17 protein-coding genes are annotated in these 18,613 nt (G+C 66.0%); 6 read left to right on the top strand and 11 right to left on the bottom strand.

Features of this window, described 5'->3' with window-relative positions; all coding sequences use genetic code 11:
* Positions 1-16: 16 nt before the first annotated feature.
* Positions 17-1,375, bottom strand: coding sequence for an outer membrane beta-barrel protein (locus DI605_RS17075; RefSeq protein WP_293976304.1), 1,359 nt, complete (start codon positions 1,373-1,375; stop codon positions 17-19).
* Positions 1,375-1,932 (bottom strand): polysaccharide biosynthesis/export family protein, encoded by a 558-nt coding sequence (locus DI605_RS17070; RefSeq protein WP_293976303.1) that lies wholly within the window; start codon positions 1,930-1,932, stop codon positions 1,375-1,377. The genes DI605_RS17075 and DI605_RS17070 overlap by 1 nt, the downstream gene beginning before the upstream one ends.
* A 321-nt stretch (positions 1,933-2,253) precedes the next feature.
* Between DI605_RS17070 and DI605_RS17065 the strand changes: the two genes are divergently transcribed.
* Positions 2,254-3,414, top strand: a complete 1,161-nt coding sequence (locus DI605_RS17065) for a glycosyltransferase (protein ID WP_293976302.1) — start codon at positions 2,254-2,256, stop codon at positions 3,412-3,414.
* Positions 3,415-3,601: 187 nt separating this feature from the next.
* On the opposite strand, the gene guaA is transcribed toward DI605_RS17065, so the two are convergent.
* Positions 3,602-5,164, bottom strand: coding sequence for a glutamine-hydrolyzing GMP synthase (guaA, locus tag DI605_RS17060; protein WP_293976301.1), 1,563 nt, complete (start codon positions 5,162-5,164; stop codon positions 3,602-3,604).
* Positions 5,165-5,377: 213 nt separating this feature from the next.
* On the opposite strand from guaA, the gene DI605_RS17055 reads away from it, so the two are divergent.
* Both DI605_RS17055 and DI605_RS17050 read left to right on the top strand, forming a co-directional pair.
* Positions 5,378-6,463, top strand: a complete 1,086-nt coding sequence (locus tag DI605_RS17055) for a methyl-accepting chemotaxis protein (RefSeq protein WP_293976300.1) — start codon at positions 5,378-5,380, stop codon at positions 6,461-6,463.
* Between the two features lie 119 nt (positions 6,464-6,582).
* Positions 6,583-7,836, top strand: coding sequence for a nucleoside transporter C-terminal domain-containing protein (locus DI605_RS17050; RefSeq protein WP_293976298.1), 1,254 nt, complete (start codon positions 6,583-6,585; stop codon positions 7,834-7,836).
* A gap of 47 nt (positions 7,837-7,883) precedes the next feature.
* Here DI605_RS17050 and DI605_RS17045 read toward each other — a convergent pair whose 3' ends face one another.
* The 5 genes from DI605_RS17045 to DI605_RS17025 all read right to left on the bottom strand — a co-directional run bounded on the left by DI605_RS17045 (position 7,884) and on the right by DI605_RS17025 (position 12,022).
* Positions 7,884-8,375, bottom strand: coding sequence for a flavodoxin family protein (locus DI605_RS17045; protein WP_293976296.1), 492 nt, complete (start codon positions 8,373-8,375; stop codon positions 7,884-7,886).
* Positions 8,376-8,389: 14 nt separating this feature from the next.
* A complete protein-coding gene (locus tag DI605_RS17040; protein WP_293976294.1) occupies positions 8,390-9,355 on the bottom strand; it encodes a zinc transporter ZntB in 966 nt (321 codons plus the stop codon).
* Entirely contained in the window at positions 9,352-10,101 is a 750-nt protein-coding gene (locus DI605_RS17035) for an NAD(P)-dependent oxidoreductase (RefSeq protein WP_293976292.1), read from the bottom strand. The genes DI605_RS17040 and DI605_RS17035 overlap by 4 nt, the downstream gene beginning before the upstream one ends.
* A gap of 98 nt (positions 10,102-10,199) precedes the next feature.
* Positions 10,200-11,312: a DNA polymerase III subunit beta gene (gene dnaN / locus DI605_RS17030; RefSeq protein ID WP_293976290.1), complete on the bottom strand. Its 1,113-nt coding sequence runs from the start codon at positions 11,310-11,312 to the stop codon at positions 10,200-10,202.
* A gap of 119 nt (positions 11,313-11,431) precedes the next feature.
* Entirely contained in the window at positions 11,432-12,022 is a 591-nt protein-coding gene (locus DI605_RS17025) for an outer membrane beta-barrel protein (protein WP_293976288.1), read from the bottom strand.
* A gap of 137 nt (positions 12,023-12,159) precedes the next feature.
* On the opposite strand from DI605_RS17025, the gene DI605_RS17020 reads away from it, so the two are divergent.
* The 3 genes from DI605_RS17020 (at position 12,160) to DI605_RS17010 (ending at position 15,153) form a co-directional block, all read left to right on the top strand.
* Positions 12,160-12,639 (top strand): hypothetical protein, encoded by a 480-nt coding sequence (locus DI605_RS17020; RefSeq protein WP_293976286.1) that lies wholly within the window; start codon positions 12,160-12,162, stop codon positions 12,637-12,639.
* Between the two features lie 72 nt (positions 12,640-12,711).
* The gene (gene rlmN / locus DI605_RS17015; protein ID WP_293976284.1) at positions 12,712-13,902 is read left to right on the top strand and encodes a 23S rRNA (adenine(2503)-C(2))-methyltransferase RlmN; all 1,191 of its coding nucleotides are present in this window, start codon (positions 12,712-12,714) and stop codon (positions 13,900-13,902) included.
* A gap of 18 nt (positions 13,903-13,920) precedes the next feature.
* Positions 13,921-15,153, top strand: coding sequence for a cyclopropane-fatty-acyl-phospholipid synthase family protein (locus tag DI605_RS17010; RefSeq protein ID WP_293976282.1), 1,233 nt, complete (start codon positions 13,921-13,923; stop codon positions 15,151-15,153).
* 104 nt (positions 15,154-15,257) lie between these two features.
* On the opposite strand, the gene DI605_RS17005 is transcribed toward DI605_RS17010, so the two are convergent.
* The 3 genes from DI605_RS17005 to lptB all read right to left on the bottom strand — a co-directional run bounded on the left by DI605_RS17005 (position 15,258) and on the right by lptB (position 18,586).
* On the bottom strand, positions 15,258-16,043 hold the full coding sequence (locus tag DI605_RS17005) for an EF-hand domain-containing protein (protein WP_293976280.1): 786 nt from the start codon (positions 16,041-16,043) through the stop codon (positions 15,258-15,260).
* Positions 16,044-16,209: 166 nt separating this feature from the next.
* On the bottom strand, positions 16,210-17,688 hold the full coding sequence (rpoN, locus tag DI605_RS17000; protein WP_293976278.1) for an RNA polymerase factor sigma-54: 1,479 nt from the start codon (positions 17,686-17,688) through the stop codon (positions 16,210-16,212).
* Between the two features lie 127 nt (positions 17,689-17,815).
* Complete coding sequence (lptB, locus tag DI605_RS16995; RefSeq protein ID WP_293976276.1) at positions 17,816-18,586, bottom strand: LPS export ABC transporter ATP-binding protein; 771 nt, start codon at positions 18,584-18,586, stop codon at positions 17,816-17,818.
* Positions 18,587-18,613: the final 27 nt, after the last annotated feature.

Genomic DNA, 18,613 nt, shown 5'->3' with positions numbered 1-18,613 from the left:
CTGAAGAAAGGATCGTTCATGGCGTGAATTTCAGCGCCACCGATCCACGGAATTCATTGATGTTCGGCCCGCGATCCGTGCCGTGGCTGACGCGGGAGACATAGGTGCCGCTCACGGTGACCATCCAGGCCCGGTTGAGCTTGTAATCGACGCCGCCGCCCGCATCCCACGAACGATCGTCGCGATCGACGCCCTTGAACTTGGAGGTGAAGCGATCGGCGAACAGATAGGGGATCAGGTTGCGCAGCAGCTCATGATCCACGCGCGCGCCATAACGCGTCGCCACATAGCCGGAGGATCCGGTGACCGCCGCCTCTTCCAGCTGCCGCGAAACGATCGCCGTGATCGTCGTCAGCTGCGTCAGATAATAATCGGCGCGCAGATCGACCGCGAGACCGCCCACCGAATGGAAGACGGTCTTGTTGTCATAGGTGCGGTGATAATAGCCGATACCACCGGCGATGCGCATGAGATTGGTGACATCCGCGATCGCGCCGACGCCGACGCGCCATTCGTCGCTCGTGCGATCGTCGATCGCGCTGGTCGTGCGATAATCGGTGCGGCGATACGTGCCCTGCGCGAAGACCGAATTATCCTGGCCGAGCAGATATTCCACGCGCGCGCTGCCACGATAGACATCGCGATTGCGGAAGGAGAGATCCAGCCGGGCACCGGTGGTGGAAATCGTATCACCATAAGTGAAGCCGTTATAATCGGCGCTCGCCGTCCAGCGCACACGATTGGAGACGTAGGTCGCGCGCAGCAGGGCCTGCGGCTGCCGCACCGCGATCGCGCCGCCGCCATTGGCCGGGAAGGTCGCCTCCTGCTGATCCTCGTAGGTGCGGCGATAGGATGCCGAGCCGAAGATCGAGCTCTGATCGTGAATGTCGATCGTTCCATCAGCCTTGGCGAGGAAGCCATTCTGGTTCTTGGCCTTGGTGTTGAAATAACGCTGGCCATCATAGGATACAGTCGCCGTCAGCGCGTGACGCGCCCAATCGCTGCGCACGATGACTTCGGGCTTGATCTCGCCATAGCCATCGGCGCGGCTGCTCACCTCGGCGCCCACGACATTGCTGGTATAGCCGACGCCGGCCAGCACGCTCGGATAAACATGGAAGCTGCCCATGGGCAGCCCGATCTGCTCAAGCTCCGGCTTGACGCGATCGCGCACACCGAGATTGCGCCCGGTCACCGTCTTGAGCGGGATCTCCGATTCCAGCAGCTGCCCGTAAAATTGCGCGGATGCGGCCGTGGGCCAGATCGCCCCGGCCATCACGGCTCCGGCCATCACGGCGCGGCGCAGGCACAATGGCAGTGCCGCATCGCTGCGGGCACCGCGACGCGCCCGCGAGAGCGAGCGGGCGATCACCATCAGAAGTAGCGCTCGCCGACGCGGATCGTGTCGCCCGGACGGATCGGCAGATCGCCGGTCAGCTTCACGCGCTCCTCCGCGGATCCGCCCTCATGCTTCACGAAGACCTCGCTCTTCTTGGCGCGATAGGTGAAGCCGCCGGCACGGGCCACCGCCGAAAGCACCGTCATGCCCTGCGCATATTCATACTGGCCGGGCGTGTTGACCTCGCCCAGGATATAGAAGGGCCGATAGGTCTGGATCGTGACGGTCACGCTGGGATTGTGGACGAAACCCTCGGCCAGCTTGGCGCGAATTTCTTCCGACACGTCGCTTACCGCGCGGCCGCTGGCCTTCACGCGTCCGATCAGGGGCAGGGTCACGGTCCCGTCAGGGCCGACCTGCTGTTCGCCGGACAGCTCCTCCTCGCCGTAGACGTTGATCTGAAGCTTGTCGCCCGGCCCCAGAGCATAACCGCCCTGGGTGGCTGCGGGCGCGGTCTGCGCCACGACAGAGCCCGAAAAGCCGCCCATCGCGACTGCGAGCAGACCGACAAACGCCACCGTCTTTCGTACCATTCCAACGCCCCTTTACCGATCGGCAACCTCTACGAAGCCGTCGCCCGCGTCAATATGCTGCGATGCAGCATCCACTCCGCTTCCCTGCATGGCGCAAAAGCCGTTAGTCCGCTAGTGTCGGGCTCGACGGTAGCTTTACAGTAGGTGCGGCGCATGGTGTTATCGATATGTTTACACCGCCATTTTCCCTTTGCACTACCGCATGCTAGGTTTCAGGGATTATGTGCCGATTAACGAAAATGTGGGACTTCGCGAATCGGTTTCTCCTCTCCGGAGCGTTCGGGGGCCATCATCGGCACGGGTTTTGATCTGGCAGTAGCGATGGCTGCGGCGCTTCTTGCGCTGTCGGTCCATCCGATGCTGACCTACCCTCTCAGTCTCGCGGCATTCGGCCGCAAACATGCGCCAGCCCGGCTGCGCGCGCCGGATGCGCCGCGCCCGTCGCTGGCCATCTGCATGTGCGCCTATCGCGAGCAGGAGGTGATCGCCGCGAAAATCGAGCGGCTGATCGAAATCGCGCGCGCTTATGGCCCGGCCACCATTCACGTCTATCTTGATGCCCCCTCCGACGATACGGTCGCGATCGCGCAACGTTATGCCGATCGGATCGATCTCGTCATCGGCACCGAACGCACCGGCAAGACCTACGGCATGAACCTGCTGGTGGAGCGCAGCCGGAGCGAGCTGCTGCTGTTCACCGATGCCAATGTGGAAAGCGAAGCGGATGTCGCGATCGAGCTTTCCGCGCCGCTAGCGGATCCCACGATCGGCTGCACCACCGCCCAGCTCATCTATTCCAACAGCAGGGAATCGCCGACCAGCCGGCTGGGATCCTTCTATTGGGCGCTGGAGGAGTGGATCAAGCGCATCGAAAGCGACCGGATCGGGCTGGTCGGATGCGATGGCGCGATGTTCATGATGCGGCGGTCGCTGCATTCGCCGCCCCCGCCCTATCTGATCGACGATCTTTATCTGAGCCTGCAGATTCTCGCCTCGGGCAGCCGGATCGTCTCGGTCGATCATGTCCATGTCTATGAACGCAGCGCCACCGGCGCCGACGAGGAAAAGCGCCGCAAACAGCGGATCGCCTGCCAGGCGCTCAACGTCCATCGCGCGATGTGGCCCCGGCTGCGGCGGATGCGCTGGCTTCCGCTCTACGCCTATGTCTCGCACCGGCCGATCAAATGGTTCATGCCTTTCTTCGTGGCGGGTGCGATCATCGCCGGATTCGTGGCACTGGGGCTGGCCGCCGGTCCGCTCGTCGCCGGGATCGCGCTGCTCGTCGCCGCGATCCTGCTCGTCGTGGGCGAGCGTGCCCAGATCAAGCCGTTCTCGCTGATATCCTCCGCTTTGCTCAGCCTGTTCGGGGTGGGCCAGGGCGTGCTCGAATCGATCTTCCTCAAGAAGACCTACGCGATCTGGGACCCGGCGCTTTCGGTCCGCCTGGAAACACCACCACCCACACCCGAAGCGCAAGGCTAGTCCAGAAGCGATCGACATGGTTCCGAACACCCGGACGGCTGCCCGGCACGGATCCGTCCGCTCTCAGCGGCGACCGGCCTCCTTCCTGCAGCCAACGCGCACAGGACCGCGCGGCAGTCCTACCCCGGACAGCTCAGCATATGGCAATGCGATCACGCAGCTCGCCGGGAAGCACCCGGCGGCGGAGTCACTCCCACTCGATTGTGCCGGGCGGCTTCGAGGTATAATCGTACACCACCCTGTTGATGCCCTGTACCTCATTGACGATGCGCGTGGCACAGCGGGCGAGGAAGGCGGCGTCGAAGGGATAGATGTCCGCCGTCATGCCATCCGTCGAGGTGACGGCGCGCAACGCGCAGACGCTGTCATAGGTGCGATGATCGCCCATCACGCCCACCGTGCGCACGGGCAGCAGCACCGCGAAGGCCTGCCAGATCGCTTCGTAAAGACCCGCGCGACGAATCTCGTCCAGATAGATGTAATCCGCCTTGCGCAGGATATCGCAGCGTTCCTTCGTCACCTCGCCGGGAATGCGGATGGCGAGGCCCGGCCCCGGGAAAGGGTGGCGGCCGACGAACGCGTCGGGCAGGCCCAGTTCCTTGCCCAGCACGCGTACCTCATCCTTGAACAGCTCGCGCAGCGGCTCGACGAGTTTCATGTTCATCCGCTCGGGCAGGCCGCCGACATTGTGGTGGCTCTTGATCGTCACGGACGGGCCGCCGGTGAAGGAGACGCTCTCGATCACGTCCGGATAGAGCGTGCCCTGCGCCAGGAAATCGGCGCCGCCAATCTTCTTCGCCTCGGCTTCGAACAGCTCGATGAAGGCCTTGCCGATGAACTTGCGCTTGGCCTCCGGATCGGTGAGCCCCTTGAGGCCGCCAAGAAACTGCTCGCTCGCATCCACATGGACGAGGGGGATGCCATAATGTTCGCGGAACAGGCTCACCACCTGCTCCGCCTCGCCCAGCCGCATCAGGCCGTGATCGACGAACACGCAAGTCAACTGATCGCCGATCGCCTCGTGGATCAGCACCGCCGCCACCGCCGAATCGACGCCACCGGAAAGCCCGCAGATGACGCGGCCGGAGCCGACCTGCTCGCGGATTTCCGCGATCTTGGCGGCGCGGAACTCGGCCATCGTCCAGTCCCCCGCCAGCCCGCAGACATGGCGCGCGAAATTGGCGATCAGCTTGCCGCCATCGGGCGTGTGGACGACTTCCGGGTGGAACTGGACACCGTAGAAGCGGCGCTTCTCGTCCGCCGTGATGGCGAAGGGCGCACCTTCGGAAACGGCGATCGGCGCGAAGCCTTCCGGCAGGCGCGTGACCTTGTCGCCGTGGCTCATCCACACCTGATGGCGCTCGCCCCTGCTCCAGAGGCCGTCGAACAGACCGGAGCGGGCCGTGACCTCCACGAAGGCACGGCCGAATTCGCCGCCCTCGCCCGAGACGACGACCTCGCCGCCCAGCTGCTGGCACATCGTCTGCTGGCCGTAGCAGATGCCGAGGATCGGGATGCCGGCCTCGAAGAAACGCTGCGGCGCCCGCGGGCTCGTCGCCTCCGTCACGGAGGCGGGGCCGCCCGAAAGGATGATGCCGGCAGGCCTCAGCCGATCGAAAGCGGCATCGGCGGCGTTGAAGGGGGCGATCTCGCTATAGACGCCCGCTTCGCGCACGCGGCGTGCGATCAGCTGGGTCACCTGGCTGCCGAAATCGACGATAAGGATGCAATCTTGCGGGGCGACGCTCATGCCCAAGGCCGGATAGGGGCGACATCGAGGCATGTCCAGCGCCACGAGGCCAGCTTGCGGCCCAAATGAACGGCGGCAAACGCACGGGCGGGACGATCCCGCCGCGCATCCATTTTGCAATGCAATGAAATCGCGGCCGCCCGGACCGGCGCTAAGCCTTCATTTACCAATTAGCGCCTAGATTTCCCTGCTTTTCCGTCAACGGACATCCAGATGCCCCGTCGCATACGAGCATTGCTGTCGATCCTGCGCGAGGAGGTGGAGCTTCATGCCGCCGAATCAGAGCGTGTGGCCAGCCATACGAATCTGCTCGCGCTGAACGCGACGATCGAAGCCGCACGTTCCGGGGAAGCCGGACGCGGCTTTTCCGTGGTGGCGCAGGAGGTGAAGGCGCTCGCCGGCCAGGCGCGCAAATCGGCCGCCGCCTTCCGTGCCGACGTGCTCAACCGGCTGGATCGCGCGAACGGGATCGCCGACGAGATGCTGAACGAGATCGAGGGCGCGCACCTGGTGGAACTGGCCGAGCGCTACATGATCCAGATCACGCGGACGCTGGCGGGCCGCGCGGAGCATCTGGCCATGCTCTCGACAGACCCCGCGGTGGTGGAGGCGACCCACCTGCGCACGCCCGAGGCGATCGCCGCCGGCAATGCGCGGCTGGCCCACCTGACGGACGTGAGCGGCGAATATCGCAACGCCTTCGTCGTATCCGCCGAGGGCCGCCTGATCATGAACGCCCGACCGGCCGCCAATCTCGCGCTGCACGATTTCTCCGATGCCGAGCAGTTCAACAGGGTGATGGCGTCGACCGATTCCGCCGCCTGGTTCACCGATGCCGTGTGGCAGAATCCCTTCTCCAACTATCGCGCGGTGCTCGTCTTCGTGATGGGGGTGCGGCCGCATCCCCATGCGAAGCCGGAAGGCGTGCTGTATCTGGAATTCGACTGGCAGCAGCTGATGGAAGAGATTCTCTCGGAATCCTCGCTGCGCGGCGAGACCGGGCTCGAGGCAACCGTGACCATCGTGGATGCCGATGGCCGTTCGGTCGGCTCCTCGCACGGCGGCGGATTCGGCCAGCCCGTCGCGCTGCCGCCGGGCACGTCATCCGGCATCCAGCGCCGGCCCGACAGCGTGGCCGCCTTTGCCACGGCCAAGCCCTTCCGATCCTTTTCGGGCCTGGGCTTCCGCTGCCTGATCGAACTGCCCATGCCCAGCGAGGCCGAGATCGCGCAGGCGATCGGGCCGGGCCGGCGACAGGCCATGCCGGCACCGATCGCATCCGGGCTGCGCGCCGCCTGACGGACAGGCATTTACGGCGCCCGAGAAGCGGCTAAGCTGCGCTTTCGCGGGGCTGGCAAGGCAAGGCGTGCCGGAGGCACGACGCCGGTCCTCGCGCAGATGAGGGCGCCACGCACCGCATGAACCGTTTCCTGCTCGGCCCGATCGGCATGGCCATTCTCGTCCTGGTGGCCGTGATCCTTTCCAGCGATCGGCGCGCCATCCGGCTCCGCGTTGTGGGGGCGGCCTTCGCGCTTCAGGCCGGCATCGCCGTGCTCGTCCTCTATGTGCCAGCCGGGCGCTATGTGATCGGGGCGCTTTCCGAAGGCGTCGGCGCGCTGCTGGGTTATGCGCAGGCGGGCACCGATTTCATCTTCGGGCCGATCGCGGCGCCCGAAATCGGCGGCCGTGCCTTCGCCATCGCCGCATTGCCGGTGATCATCTTCTTCGCGTCGCTCGTCTCGATCCTCTATTATCTGGGCATCATGCAATTCGTCGTCCGCTGGATCGGCGGCGGGATCGAGAAGGTGATCGGCGTTTCCAAGGTGGAATCGCTGTGCGCGGCGGCCAACATCTTCGTGGGCCAATCGGAATCGCCGCTCGTGATCCGCCCCTATCTGGCGGGGCTCACCCCGACGCAGCTTTTCACCGTGATGACGAGCGGCATGGCGGGCGTCGCCGGAACGATCCTGGCCGCTTATGCCGCAATGGGCGTGAAGATCGATTATCTGCTCGCGGCCAGCTTCATGTCCGCGCCCGGGGGCATCCTGATGGCGAAGCTGATGATGCCCGATCCCCGGCCGGGATCGGGTGCGGCCGCGGAAAAGCTGGAAGACGATGCGATCGCGATCGCCGAGGTACATGAGGCGGAGGAACGCCCCGCCAACCTGATCCAGGCAGCGGCCGAAGGCGCGCAACTGGGCGTGCGGCTGGCGGTGGCGGTGGGCGCGATGGTGCTGGCCTTCGTCGCGCTCGTCGCACTGGCAAACGGGCTGCTGGGCGGGATCGGCTCTATGCTGGGCCAGCAGGACCTGACTTTCCAGAAGCTGCTCGGATCGGTGTTCGCGCCCGTCATGTATCTTCTGAACGTGCCCTGGAACGAGGCGCGCGCCGCCGGTGGTCTGTTCGGCGAGAAGATCGTTCTCAATGAATTCGTGGCCTATATCCACCTCGGCAAGCTCGCCCCGCCGCTATCGGAACATGCCACTGCCGTCGTCACCTTCGCGCTGTGCGGCTTCGCCAATTTCTCTTCGATCGCGATCCAGATGGCGGTGACGGGCAATCTGGCGCCCAATCAGCGGCCGATGATCGCCAAGCTCGGCATTCGCGCTCTCTGCGCCGGCAGCCTTGCCAATCTGATGTCGGCGGCGCTGGCGGGCATGTTGATCGCCTGACGGCAGAAAGCCCTCACCCGCCCGCACTGATGGGCAGGCGATGATCGTCAGTAGATCCCCAGTGCCAGCCCGCCCGCGATCGCCGCGCCCAGATCCCGGCAGCGATCGAGATCCGCAGGCGCGATGATTTTCGGCGCGGCAATCGCTTCGGGCGTCTGGGCATGCGTGAGCAGGATCAGGGGATCCGCCACGGCGCGCAGGCGCCAGCCCTTCGCGATCCGCTCGATCTGGCGCGCGGCACTGGTGCCGTCGCTGCCCGCGCACACCATCTGCGCATAGGCCCGCCCCTCGATCCGGCCGAGCGCCGGATAATAACAGCGATCGAAAAAGTCCTTCATCAGCCCGGCGATGGCGGCGAGATTTTCGGGCGTGACGAACAGATAGGCATCGGCCGCCAGCACATCGCCCGCATCCGTCGCATCCGCGCGCCGCAGGATCGTTTCGACGCCCTCCTGCCCGCGTGCCGCGTCGGCTGCCGCCTCCGCCATGGCGCGGGCGCCGCCCGTCATCGAATGCCACACGATCAGCAGGCGCCTCATCGCAGCGCCCCGGCTCAGCGCCCGAACCAGTGCTGGCCCGCGAACCAGCCGCCAACGCCTGCCGCCAGCAGGGCGCACACGCCCGTGACGCCCCAGAAGGCCCATGGCTCATGCGCGAAGGGAATGCCGTCCACATTCATGCCCAGCAGCCCGGTGAGGAAGGTGAGCGGCAGGAAGATCAGCGCCACCACCGAGATGAGAAGGGCGCGATTCTCGATCAGTTCCGAGCGGAGATCCGTCAGTTGCTCATGGATCAGGGCCGATCGCTCGCGCACCGATTCCAGTTCCTCGCCCATGCGCGCGAAGCGATCGGCCGCCTCGCGCAGGTGCAGCCGGTCATCCTCCTCCAGCCAGCTCGCCTCCAGCGCCGCCAGCGTCGTCAGCGCCTCGCGCTGGGGCACGATGAAGCGCCGGTAAACGATCGCATCGGATCGCGCGGTCGCGATCCTGCGGCGCGTCTCGAAGGCTTGATCCGGCTCCAGCATCGTCTCGCAATCGTCGACGAGATCGCCGAGATCGGCGATGATCGGATCGATCCGCTTGGTGATGAGCATCGCCAGATGAGAGACGAAATCGCCCGGATCCCGGATCTGGCCGGCCTCCATCTGCTCGCGCACGACATGGATGGGCGCGATCGGCCGGTAGCTGACGGAGATGACGCGCCCCTGCTCCAGCCACAGCCGTATGGAGGCAAGCGGATCGCCGTCGTCCGCCGTTTCCGCGGGGCCGCGCAGATTGACGAGCGCCCCCTCCCCGATCTGCTCGCAGCGTGGACGCGTCTCGATCGCGGTGAGCGCGTAGATCACCGTTTCGGGCATGCCGCCATGGGCGCGCAGCCATTCCAGCGTCTCGCCCTCATTGCCATCGAGATGAACCCAGACAAGGCGGGCGGGATCGGGGGATCCGGCGCAAGCCTCGGTCGGCTCCACGCGATAGCCCCTTCCATCCCCGCGAAGCTCGATGGCGAAATGATTGCTCATGGGATGACGATCAGCTCCACGGAAAGGCCGGGCGGCGGCACGGCCGGGGCGGATCCCATGATGCGCGCCGCGTCGGCGCGCGCGCGATCGAGGATGGCGGCGGGCGCGTCGGCCGGATGATAGATGCGATCGGCCAGCGCGAGCAGTCGCGCGGCGCGCAGCGTGAGTTCGTCGGGATCGGGCGAGGTGAGGAGGATCCGCTCGAGCGACGCTGCGGGCGCTTCGTGGTCCTCCGGCGCGATCTTTGGATCGGCATGCGCGATCAGGGGATCGAGCGCACCGCCAGGCGCCAGCATCACGGCCAGCGCACGGCGGCGGTCGCCGGCATCGGGATAATAAGAACGAAGCGCGGATCGGGCATCGAAGAGGGCACGCGCAAGCCTGCCCAGGCCGTGCGGCAGCAACGCCTCCAGCCGCTGACGCAGTGCCGCCGCAAGCCCTGCGGAGGCGCCGCCCGTGCCGATCGCGATCATCACCGGATCGCGATCCACGATCGCGGGCAGGGTGAAATCGCAAAGGTCGGGCCGGTCCGCCACATTCAGCAGAAGGCCCCGCGCGTGGAGACGCACGGCGATCGCATCCGGCTCTTCGATCGCGACGAAGGCCAGTTTCGCGTCCGCCGCCTCATCGACGATCACGGCGCCCGCGCGCTCCAGCAGGCGGCGCTTCGCCTCGCCGGCCTCGCCCTCGCCCACCAGGATCACGGGCAGGCCGCGCGCGCGCACGAAGATGGGGAGGCTCTGCACGCACGCCTTGTCGCGCGCTACGAGTGCATTGCCAAGCCGGCTGCGGTCAGCACTCCGGGATCTGGCTTGAGAAAAGGATCAAACCCTTGAGAGCGGGATCACACCCGCATCGGCATCAGCACATAAAGCGCCGGGGCCTTGTCGCTCTCGCGGATCAGCGTCGGCGCGGCGGCGTCGGCGAGGTGGATCTCCACGGAGTCGCCCTCGATCTGGCCGAGAATGTCGAGTAGGTAGCGCGCGTTGAAGCCGATCTCGAACGGCAGGCTCGCATAATCGCCGGGTACTTCCTCGGCAGCGGTGCCGTTTTCCGGGCTCGTGACCGAAAGGGTGATCTTGTCGCGCTCCAGCGCCATCTTCACGGCGCGCGTCTTTTCACTGGCGATGGTGGCGACGCGATCGACGCCATCCTCGAAGCTGCGCGGATCGATCTTCAGAAGCTTGTCGTTCGCCGTCGGGATGACGCGGCTGTAATCGGGGAACGTGCCATCGATCAGCTTCGACGTGAGGATGGCCGAGCCCAGGCCGAAGCGGATCTTGGTAGGCGAGAGCGATACCTCGACCGAGCCATCCACCTCATCCAGCAGCTTGCGCAGCTCGCCGACGCACTTACGCGGGATGATGACATCCGGCATGCCCTCGGCGCCATCCGGCCTCGGCACGGTGACGCGGGCAAGCCGATGGCCGTCCGTGGCGGCCGCCTTCAGCACCGGCGTCGCATCGTCGGACACGTGCAGGAAGATGCCGTTCAGATAATAACGCGTCTCTTCGGTCGAGATGGCGAAGCGCGTCTTGTCGATGATCTGCTTCAGCGTTTCGGCCGGCAGCTCGAACTTGGTAGGCAGTTCGCCTTCCGCGATCACCGGGAAATCGTCGCGCGGCAGCGTCTGCAGATTGAAGCGCGCGCGGCCCGCCACGATCAGCATCTTGCCGTCCGACGCCGAAAGCTGGACCTGGCTGCCTTCCGAAAGCTTGCGCGCGATATCGAAGAGCGTGTGGGCGGGAACCGTGATCGCGCCGGGAACATCGACGGCGGCGCCGATCGTCTCCACGATCTGGAGATCAAGGTCGGTCGCCATCAGCTTCAGGCCGCCGTCGGCGGACGCCTCCAGCAGCACGTTCGACAGGATCGGTATGGTATTCCGTCGCTCCACGACCGATTGCACATGGCTCAGCGCCTTCAACAAGGTCGCTCGCTCGATCGTCGCCTTCATATTCCGCCCCGAAATCCGCTGGGACAAGGCTTATAGCGCGGGCGAAGCGCTCGGCTAGAGTTAGTTTGCGCGTGGCCGGCCCGGAGAACCGGGCCGGCCACGATACCGGGGGGATGAGGTCAGAACCGCATCCCGAAGCCGCCGACCAGCTGATGGCGGGACACGCCCTGCTCATAGTTCGAATAGCGATATTCGGCCTTCACATAGGTATTGGGGCCAAGCGCATATTCCGCGCCGGCCCCGACGCGGACGCCATCCAGATCCGTCCGGGCCAGCGTCGTGCGGCTCGATCCGTCATCGCTGGTGAACTTGTAGCGCCCGTTCGTGTAGCCCGCCTTCGCATAAAGCAGTGTGCGCCCGCCGACGACCGTTCCCACACGGCCGCCCACATACAGATCCCGCGCGGCGCGCGCGCAGAGCCGGGGATCAGCCGCCGTGCCCGCGCCGCCGCACACTTTCGCCGTGCTGTCGTTGATCTCGCCTTCGAGGCCGGCAATCACCTTGCCGCTGTGGCCCAGCGCGACATCATAGCCGGCACCGATGCCATAGACCGCGCCATCCTTATGATCGTCATAGGCCTGGTTGCGATCCAAGCCGACGATGCCCTCGACCCGCGCGCCCGTGAAGCCGGCCGCGTCCGCATCCTGCGCGAAGGCCGGGGCGGCGGCGCCGATGATGCCGATCATGGCGAGGGGGGCAAACTTGAACATCTTGAAACTCCGTCGATATCTTGTCCGGCCGCGACCGGGCCGGCGCTAGGACGCCTTTCGACCTGTCTCCCGAATGAATCCGCGCCCCGATTATCGGCCGGATTGTGCGGTTCGTCGCATTGCCGCAGAGAAACGCGATGAGGCGCCCCGCAATCCTGACGACGATGATGCTGGCCCCCTGCCTCATCGCCGCATCGGGGCCTCAATCGATCGGCCAGTTCGGCCGGTGGGGCGCGTTTCGCGCGGCGGACGGCGCCTCCTGCTATGCGATCGCCCAACCCTCTCGATCGGGGCGCGAGGACGGAGCCTATCTTACGATATCGTCATGGCCCGCCCGGCGCCTGGTGCGGCAGATCCATGTCCGCTTCCGCGGCGTGCCGGCCGACGGCGCCGTGCTTTCGATCGGCGAACGGCGCTTCCCGCTAGCTACCAACAGCGCGGACGGCTGGCCCGCCTCGCCCGCCGACGGGCGGCGGATCGCCCGGCTCGTGCGCGAGGGCGGCACCTTGCGCATCACCGCGCGGATCGGCGGGCGGCGGATCAGCGACACTTACGCGCTGGCCGGCGCGCCCAGCGCGATCGACGCGGCCGACCTTGCCTGCCTGCGGGAGCGGTGAGGCCGGGCATTTCCCGCTCCCAACTAGCCGAAAACGCCCTCTTCCCCTATATGGCGGGCGATGAACGCCCCCATGCCCATTCCCGGACTGATCGATCCCGTGCCCGTGCCGCGCGCGCCATCGCTGCGCGCCGATGGCCGGATCGACCTGATCGGCCTTTCGCGCGAGGCTCTGCGCGATGTGCTGGCCGAGGCCGGGCTGGACGCGAAGCAGGCCAAGCTGCGCGCCAAGCAGATCTGGCACTGGATCTACAATCGCGGAGCGCGCGACTTTTCGGCGATGACGGACATCGCCAAGGCGATGCATCCGTGGCTGGAAGAGCGTTTCGTGGTCGGCCGGCCGGACGTGATGGAGGCGCAGGTTTCCACCGATGGCACGCGCAAATGGCTGCTCCGCTCCGACGATGGCCATGATTATGAGATGGTGTTCATCCCCGATGCGGATCGGGGCACGCTCTGCGTTTCCAGCCAGGTGGGCTGCACGCTCAATTGCAGCTTCTGCCACACCGGCACGATGCGCCTCGTCCGCAACCTGACTGCGGGCGAGATCGTGGGCCAGGTGATGCTGGCACGCGATGCGCTGGGCGAATGGCCAAGCCAGCCCGAGGGCCGCCTGCTCACCAACATCGTGATGATGGGCATGGGTGAACCGCTCTACAATTTCGATGCGGTGCGCGATGCGCTGAAGCTGGTGATGGATGGGGACGGCCTCGCCTTGTCCAAGCGCCGGATCACGCTTTCCACCTCGGGCGTGATTCCGATGATGGCGCGCGCGGGCGAGGAGATCGGCGTGAATCTCGCCGTGTCGCTCCATGCCGTGACCAAGGATGTGCGCGACGAGCTGGTGCCACTCAACAAGAAATACGGGATCGAGGAGCTGCTGGAGGCCTGCGCCGCCTATCCCGGCGCCAACAATGCCCGGCGCATTACCTTCGAATATGTGATGCTGAAGGACAAGAATGATACCGACGATCATGCGCACGAACTGGTGCGCCTGATCCGCCATTATAAATTGCCCGCGAAGGTGAATCTGATCCCGTTCAATCCATGGCCGGGATCGGCCTATGAATGCTCGACCAGGGAGCGGATCGCGCGCTTTTCCGACATCGTGTTCAAGGGCGGTATCTCCGCCCCGGTGCGCACGCCGCGCGGGCGGGACATCGATGCCGCCTGCGGGCAATTGAAGACGGCGGCCGAGAAAAAACGGCGAAGCGAGCGGGATCGCGAGGCGGCTGCCGCCGTGGAGATTGCGGCGACGGCGTAAAGCCTTACCTAGCGGATCATGTGGCTATTCGATCGCGCGTTCAAGAAGCTCATCCGCAAGGGCGAACTCCAGGTCACCGATTACAAGGGCAGGGTCTATCGATACGGCCAGCCCGAGCCGGGGCGCCCGCTGGTGGCGGTGCGCTTCACCGATCGCACCACGCCCGAGCGGATCGTCTCCGCCCCGTCGCTGGGCGCGGGCGAGGCCTATATGGATGGCCGGCTGATCATGGAGCAGGGCGACATCCATGCCCTGATCGATCTCGTCACCTTCAACAATCGCTGGGAGAAGCGCGGCGATCGCGCCAAGCTGGAGCGCAAGGTGCGCATGCCGGGTCGCGATCTGGGCGGCTGGCTGCGGACCTGGAATTATGAGCGGCGGGCGAAGCGCAACGTCGCCCATCATTATGATCTCTCGGCGCGGCTCTACGATCTCTTCCTCGATGCCGACCGCCAGTATAGCTGCGCCTATTTCACCGATCCTTCGAACAGCCTGGAACAGGCGCAGCTCGACAAGAAGGCCCATATCGCCGCCAAGCTTCACCTGAAGCCGGGGCTGCGCATCCTGGAGATTGGGTGCGGCTGGGGCGGGCTTGCGCTCTATCTTCACCAGAAGACCGGCGCCGAAGTGCTCGGCATCACGCTTTCCGAAGAGCAGCTGGTGATCGCGCGCCAGCGGGCCGAGGCGGCCGGCGTGGCGGACAAGGTGAAGTTCGAACTGATCGATTATCGTGCCGTGACCGGCAAGTTCGACCGGATCGTCTCGGTCGGCATGTTCGAACATGTCGGGCCGGGCCATTTCCGCCAGTTCTTCGCCTGCTGCCGCAAGCTGCTGGCGGATGACGGCGTGATGCTGCTCCACACGATCGGCCGGCTCGGCAAGCGCCGCCCGACCGACGCCTGGACGGTGAAATATATCTTCCCCGGCGGCTATATCCCCACGCTTTCCGAAATCGCCGAGGCGACCGAAGCGGTACGGCTGATCACCACCGATGTGGAGACGCTGCGCCATCATTATGGCTACACGCTCGAACACTGGCTGCGCCGCACGCAGGCGGCCAAGGCCGAGATCGAGGCGATGTACGATCCGCGATTCTACCGGATGTGGGAATTCTATCTGGCGGGATCCACGACCGGCTTCTTCAACGGCCAGATGATCAACTATCAGCTGCAATATGTGCGCGATCGCACGGCGCTGCCGATCACGCGCGATTACATGATCGAGGCCGAGCGGACGCTGCGGGGGAGCTGATTTCCCTTGCTCCCGCAGAGGCAGGAGCACCGAAAATCATATGCGGGAGGCCCCGCACCGGCCGGCGCCGCTCCCCATGACCGGAAGAGCGACGCCGCCGGGGTTCACTTGCTCTCCGGACCTCCGCGACCACCCCTGTCGCGACCGGGACCATCGCCGTCACCATGGCCGCCCCAGCGCCCATGGTCGCGCATCGCCACGATCATCTCGTCGCGATCGATGGTGCCATCGTGATTCACGTCCGCCTTGTCGAACGCGGCCAGCGCCGCCTTCTGCGCTTCGGCGAGCGTGACCTTGCCGTCATGATTGGCATCGGCCCGTTCGAGCAGCCGCCCGCCCATCATGCCGAAGCCGCGAGGCCCCATCGGCCGATCCCGGCCGCCCCGTTCGCCCATGCCGCCGTTGCCGGGGCCACCCGGTCCGCCGGGACCACCCGCTCCATCGGGGCCGCGTCCGTGGCCGGGACCTTCCTTCCCCGCGGGACCCCGTTCACCGGGGCCGCCCGGCCCGCGTTCGCCCGGCGGCGGAGCCGGCCGCGCATCGAATTCCTCTCGCGAGATCGAACCATCCTTGTTCGTATCGAGCGCGGCGAACATGCGGTCGCGGCGCGCCTTCATCGCGGCCTCCATCGCCTCACGGCGCTTGGCGACCATCGCGACGCGATCGGCATCGTCGATCACACCATCCTTGTTGAGATCCATCATCGCGAAATGCTTCGCGACCATCGCGGGCACGTCCGCCCGCTTCAGCGGCTGCATCGGCGCCATCATCGGCGGCGGACCATCGGGGCCACGCTCGCCCGGCGGCGGAGCCATGCCACCCTGCTCCTGCGCGATCGCCGCGCCCGCGATCAGGACGCTCAGCGCCACGCCCGTCAGAAAAACCCGCATCTCGTCGACTCCAGATTCGCGGCCCGATGCCGCAACATGGCCTCAATGTTCGAGTCGTCTTGCAAGGATAGTTCCGCGCCGATGCGATGTTACGGCGGTGACATGTTCGGGGCTGGGCTACGGGCTCTGGGAGGCGCGCCGCGCCGCCGCCTGATGGGGGGCGAGCCTATCTCGCCAGCGCGCGGGCCCTTCGCCGTTGCACGGAGGAGCCCAGACCGATCGCCTCGCGATATTTCGCCACGGTCCGCCGGGCGAGGCCGAACCCCCTGGCGTTGAGCACCTCCACCAATTTGTCGTCGGAGAGGATATCGTCCCCCTCCTCGGCGATCAGCCGGGCGATCTGGCTCTTCACCGCCTCGGCTGAGACGGCGTCCCCTCCATCCACGGCGGCCACGCCGCTCGTGAAGAAATATTTGAGCTCGTGGAAACCGCGCTCGCAGGCGAGATATTTGTTGGAGGTGACGCGGCTCACCGTCGATTCATGCATGCCGATCGCATCGGCCACGGCCTTCAGCGTGAGCGGCCTCAAATGGCTGACACCGTGGAGGAAGAAGCCCTCCTGCTGCTTCACGATCTCACCGGCGACCTTGATGATCGTGCGCGCGCGCTGATCCAGCGCCTTCACCAGCCAGTTGGCGCTCGCCAGGCAATCGGCCACCCATGCCTTGGACTGGCGATTGGCCGCGCCCGCGCTCAATTCCGCATGATAGCGCCGGTCGACCAGCACGCGCGGCAGCGTGGCGCTGTTCAATTCGATCTGCCAGCCGCCCCGGGTGCGGACAACGAAGATATCGGGCGAAACCGGCGTGGCCGGCTCGCCCCCAAATTTCAGGCCCGGCTTGGGATCATAATTGCGCAGCTCCCGGATCATGTCCGAGAGATCCTCCTCGTCCACACCGCAGATGCGGCGAAGCTGCGGCAACGCGCCCCGGGCCAGCAGATCGAGATGATCGAGCAGGGCCGCCATGGCGGGATCGTAGCGATCCGCCTCGCGCGCCTGGATGGCGAGGCATTCGGCCAGGCTGCGCGCGCCGACGCCGGCGGGATCAAAGGCCTGAATCACGGCCAGCACACGATCGACCTCGCCCGGATCGATCCCGAGCTGATCGGCCAGTTCCCCGGGGGGCTCCGTCAGATAGCCGGCCTCATCGATGGCATCGATAAGGCGCGCGGCGATCAGCAGATCGATCCCATCCAGCCGCTCGCCCGCCTGCGCCGCGAGATGATCGTGAAGCGAGATGCCGCCGACGGCGACCGCCTCCAGATCCAGCCCTTCCTCCGGCGCACCGCCCGATTGCTGCCCGAAGGAATCGATCGCGCTATCGTGGTGGAACGTTTCCTCGACATAATCCACATCCAGCGGGGCATCGACGGAGGCATCGCCCGCCTCGATCAGCCGATCGGCCGTCACGGGTTCCTCCGGCAGATCCGGCAGATCGGCGATGGCCTCGACATCGGCGTCCGGCGCGGCGGGATCGCCTTCCTCGGCACCGCCGGTAAGGAGAGGATTCTTCTCGATCTCCTCGGCGATGAACGCTTCGATCTCGAGATTGGACAGCGCCAGCAACTTGATCGCCTGCTGCAGCTGCGGCGTCATCACCAGCGACTGGGATTGGCGCAGATCCAGGCGAGGGGCGAGGCTCATTGCCGCTTGTGATACTCGAAGCCGTGGGCGCCGGGTGATGCCGGAGCGCGCACGCGGCCAGTGGCGCTCAACGCGCACTGCTGGACGTCGCTCGGCACGAACGGAGTTCCCCAGGCGCACGCCATGGCTAGAGCTCGAAGCTTTCGCCCAGATACAGGCGCCGCACATCCTCGTTCGCGACGAGATCGGCCGGGCTGCCCTGGAAGAGCACGCGGCCATCATAGATGATGCAGGCGCGATCGACGATATCGAGCGTCTCGCGCACATTGTGATCGGTGATGAGCACGCCGATGTCGCGGCGCTTCAGATCCTTCACCAGATCGCGAATGTCGGAAATCGAGATGGGATCGATGCCGGCAAACGGCTCGTCCAGGAGCATGATGGAGGGATCGGCGGCCAGGCTGCGCGCAATCTCGCAGCGGCGCCGCTCGCCGCCCGAAAGCGCGGTGGCCGGCGCATCGCGCAGCCGCTCCAGATGGAATTCGCCGAGGAGCGATTCCAGCCGCTCGGCGCGGACCGTCTTGTCCGGTTCCGAAACCTCCAGCACGGACATGATATTCTGCGCGACGCTCAGGCCCCGGAAGATCGATGTCTCCTGCGGCAGATAGCCCAGGCCCAGGATAGCGCGGCGATACATGGGCAGGCCCGTCACGTCATTGCCATCCAGCAGGATGCGGCCGGCATCGGGCTTCACGAGGCCCATCACCGAATAGAAACAGGTCGTCTTGCCTGCGCCATTGGGGCCGAGCAGGCCCACGACCTCGCCACGCGCCACCTCCAGGCTCACATCGTGGAGCACCTGGCGCTTGTCATAGGCCTTGGCGATCGAGACGATCGCAAGCCCCGCCACCTGCTCGGGCACGGAGGGCGCGGACGCAGACATGGTCATCTCGTTCATGGCGCTGTCCGTAAACGTTTGGACGCG

Source organism: Sphingomonas sp. (assembly GCF_003248515.1).
GTDB lineage: Bacteria > Pseudomonadota > Alphaproteobacteria > Sphingomonadales > Sphingomonadaceae > Sphingomonas_I.
This window is presented reverse-complemented; position numbering and strand designations above follow the sequence as displayed.